Here is a 3,839-nt window from a genome sequence, read left to right on the forward strand (position 1 = left end):
GCTAAAAACGCACGCAGCTTTGCCACGCTCATGGTTGAACAATCGATGACTTCACCCGCTTGAAGTGGTGCAAAGCCTTTAAGCTCTTGCTCACCGCCCTCGCCTTCAAATACTAATTTGAATTCAGTGGCATCTGCGATAGTGGTAGATTTTTCGCTGCCGTAGAAGTCACCTTCGCTCATTGAAGCAACGTGTGACTTCGAGTCGGATGCCCATGCACCCATGGAGTGTGGGTTTTTACGCGCATAAGATTTAACCGCACCCGGTGCACGGCGGTCAGAGTTACCTTCACGTAAAACAGGGTTTACTGCAGAGCCTTTGACTTTATCGTAAGCGGCTTTAATTGACTTTTCTTCGTCATTTTGAGGCTCTTCTGGGTATTCAGGCAATGGATAACCTTGCGCCTGAAGCTCAGCAATGGTTGCTTTAAGCTGAGGCACAGAAGCCGAAATATTTGGCAGCTTGATGATGTTAGCATCAGGTGTTTTCGCCAGCTCACCAAGTTCAGCTAAGGCATCTGAGATTTTTTGATCGTCGCTTAAATAATCAGGAAAGTTTGCTAATACGCGACCCGATAAGGAAATATCACGTGTTTCAACTTCAACACCGGCAGCGCCTGTGAAAGCTTGAATAATCGGTAATAGTGAATAAGTTGCCAGCGCTGGCGCTTCATCAGTTTCTGTATAGATAATTTTTGACGTGGTCATTTTCTTTCCTAGTTTTAAAAGTAAGGCGGCATCGCGACTAAAAGCCAAACTAACGCTTTTAAACCTATTTTTAAACCTATGTTGTCACTACAAAGCATTAGCGATAGTGCTTTGCAGATGTTTACAAGGTTTAAAGCCGATCAAAATAGCGAAGCGCAGCTGAAGCATTTTCAACGGCTTTACTATTAATGCGGCCAAAGGCTGTATTAGGCAATACTGCATTACCAGAGTAAGCGAGTATACTGTCCATGCTGCGCCGCGAGCTTGTGGCCGCTTAAGCAGACATGCGAACTGCACACTCTTTTTTGCGCGCGCAATTATATCAGCAAGCCAGTGAATTACATAGTAAACTTGAGCTTTTGATAAATATTGATAAACATGGCTGAGATTCTTTTACTCAACAAACCTTACCACATGCTGAGCCAGTTTACTGATGCCGATCAGCGCCAAACTTTAAAATCAATATTAGCTGATAAACCAGGCTTTTATGTTGCAGGCCGCTTAGATTACGACTCTGAGGGGCTTTTACTCCTCACCAACCACGGGCGCTTGCAGCATGTGTTGAGCCACCCGAAATTTGGCAAAGAGAAAACCTATTGGGTTCAAGTAGATGGCCAGATTAGTGCTGATGCACTGCAGAAACTTGCTGGCGGCGTAATTCTGAAAGATGGTAAAACCAAACCCGCTAAAGTAAAAACCATCTCGCCCCCCAAGGTATGGCCAAGGCAGCCGCCAATCAGAGTTCGCAAACATATTCCCACCAGCTGGATTGAAATGCGTATCAGCGAGGGCAAAAATCGTCAGGTACGTCGCATGACAGCGGCCGTTGGCTTCCCTACTTTACGCTTAATCCGCGCCAGTATCGCCGAATTTGAGCTTGGCAGCTTGGCGCCGGGCGAGTGTCGTAGTATTCATCTGACACAAACCGAGCTCAATCGCATGCTTAAAACATCGTCGGCATTGCCAGATAACAAGCCAGCTAAAGCCAATAAACGGCGTTTCAGCCAAAGTAAAACGAACAATAACAATGCCAAGCGTTATGCAAAATTTCAGGGTCGATCAAAACAACCCTAAAGCTGTTTGTAGACCAAAAGGCTATGGAAGCGCAGATGAGTGCAGATGAGCACTATGCCAATTGGCTATGTGAGGCAAGAACAAAGGCTTTTTATTATTGCAAAGCTTCTTTCTAGCCATATCAGTGAGCGGTCAGTATAATCGCAGCACTTTATATTTTGAAAAAGCCTTTAATCTCTGTAAATAACAAACCTCTAATTCAAACCCATATCAAAAAGTTGATTATGCAAGCCGTCGAGACAGATTCAGCTCCGCCGCAGTGGCCACCCCATATTACCGTGGCCTGCGTGATCGAACAGCAGGGAAAATTCTTATTAGTTGAGGAGACCTCAGGCGGCCGCCTTGTCTTTAATCAGCCCGCAGGTCACTTAGAGCCGAACGAGTCATTGCTCGAAGCGGCTAAACGCGAAGTTTTAGAAGAAACGGGATGGCACTGCCAACCTACCCATGTGTTACGCATCAGCAAATACATTGCACCACATAATGGCACGGTATATTACCGCACAACGTTTATTGCCGAGGCGCTGCATCATGACTCAAATTTGCCGCTAGATGCAGGAATTGAACGAGCCCTATGGATGGATGTCGATGAAATTAAGCAGCAGCAGTGTAAACTTCGTAGCCCTTTGGTGCTGGAGGATATAGAGCATTATCTGCAAGGCGAGCGTTACCCATTGAGCTTAATCAATGACTAAGCTCAGTGCCAATGAAAGTATGAACAAGCAAACTACCGTAATTGTTGGCATGTCGGGCGGCGTAGATTCATCCGTTTCTGCCTTACTGCTGCAACAGCAGGGCTATCAGGTTGAAGGCTTGTTCATGAAAAACTGGGACGAAGACGACGGCACCGAATACTGCACAGCCAAGGCTGATCTGGCTGACGCACAAGCGGTCGCTGATAAAATCGGCATAAAGCTGCACACTGCTAATTTTGCAGCAGAATATTGGGACAATGTGTTCGAGCATTTTTTACAGGAATATCAAGCAGGCCGCACGCCTAACCCCGATATCCTCTGTAATAAAGAAATCAAATTTAAAGCCTTTTTGGATTATGCCGTACATTTAGGCGCTGACTTTATTGCGACCGGGCATTATGTCCGTAATCGTTTAGCCCCTAATGCGTTGTCCGGCCAATTATTAAAAGGCAAAGACGATAACAAAGATCAAAGTTATTTCTTACATGCTGTGGGTGGTCAACAAATTGCTAAAACCTTATTCCCCCTTGGCGACATTGCCAAGCCCGAGGTGCGTAAAATTGCTGAAAAACACGACTTAATCACCGCACACAAAAAAGACAGCACCGGTATCTGCTTCATTGGTGAACGACGTTTTAAAGATTTCTTACAGCAATATATCCCCGCTCAAGCGGGAGACATCGTCACCGAGCAGGGTCAGGTCATCGGCCAACACCATGGCTTAATGTTCCACACCATAGGCCAGCGACAAGGCTTAGGGATTGGCGGACTGAAGGACTTTAGCGAAGAGCCATGGTATGTGTTAGAAAAAAATCTCAGCGATAATCAGCTCATCGTCGGTCAAGGTCAACAGCACCCTCGCTTATACACCAGCGCCCTAAGCACCAACCGCATTGATTGGATTGCCGGCAAGCCGCCGGCTGAACTTAGTCAAATACATGCCAAAACCCGTTATCGCCAGGCAGATCAAGCCTGTCAGTTGCAGTTACAAGCTGACGGCAGTGCCAAGGTGTTTTTTGACCAGCCGCAACGTGCCGTTACGCCTGGCCAGTCGGTAGTGTTTTACCAAGGTGATGTTTGTCTGGGTGGTGGTGTCATTGAGCGCAGGTTTAATCAATCACTATCTGCATCATGAACCAAGCAACACTGAGTCAAACGCAGCAACTGAGTGTTGCACTTGCCGCAATGTATCAAGCCGTTGATTGCGTGATTGATATTGCCCACCAAGGTCAGAGCGAGATTCACGACACAAGGCCGCTAATTGATAGCCTTTTTTGCTTTGAGCCTGAGCAAACTATGGACATTTATGGCAACCGTCTCGAGCATCTTCGCCGCGGTCTTAAGCTGCTATCATCGCTATCAA

The 3,839-nt window shown here is 46.5% G+C and carries 5 protein-coding genes; 4 read left to right on the top strand and 1 reads right to left on the bottom strand.

Annotated features, from left to right (window positions below; all coding sequences use genetic code 11):
* Positions 1 to 707, bottom strand: a 707-nt coding sequence (locus tag HRU21_11855; protein NRA42983.1) for an NADP-dependent isocitrate dehydrogenase, incomplete at its 3' end; no start/stop codon positions are given.
* Between the two features lie 378 nt (positions 708 to 1,085).
* On the opposite strand from HRU21_11855, the gene HRU21_11860 reads away from it, so the two are divergent.
* The 4 genes from HRU21_11860 to HRU21_11875 form a co-directional block, all read left to right on the top strand.
* Complete coding sequence (locus tag HRU21_11860; GenBank protein ID NRA42984.1) at positions 1,086 to 1,781, top strand: pseudouridine synthase; 696 nt, start codon at positions 1,086 to 1,088, stop codon at positions 1,779 to 1,781.
* A gap of 224 nt (positions 1,782 to 2,005) precedes the next feature.
* On the top strand, positions 2,006 to 2,476 hold the full coding sequence (locus HRU21_11865) for an NUDIX hydrolase (GenBank protein ID NRA42985.1): 471 nt from the start codon (positions 2,006 to 2,008) through the stop codon (positions 2,474 to 2,476).
* Positions 2,477 to 2,495: 19 nt separating this feature from the next.
* The gene (mnmA, locus tag HRU21_11870) at positions 2,496 to 3,611 is read left to right on the top strand and encodes a tRNA 2-thiouridine(34) synthase MnmA (GenBank protein ID NRA42986.1); all 1,116 of its coding nucleotides are present in this window, start codon (positions 2,496 to 2,498) and stop codon (positions 3,609 to 3,611) included.
* Positions 3,608 to 3,839, top strand: a 232-nt coding sequence (locus tag HRU21_11875; GenBank protein ID NRA42987.1) for a DUF489 family protein, incomplete at its 3' end; no start/stop codon positions are given. The genes mnmA and HRU21_11875, both read left to right, overlap by 4 nt.

The sequence above is a fragment of the Pseudomonadales bacterium genome (assembly GCA_013215025.1).
Taxonomy (GTDB): domain Bacteria; phylum Pseudomonadota; class Gammaproteobacteria; order Pseudomonadales; family DT-91; genus DT-91.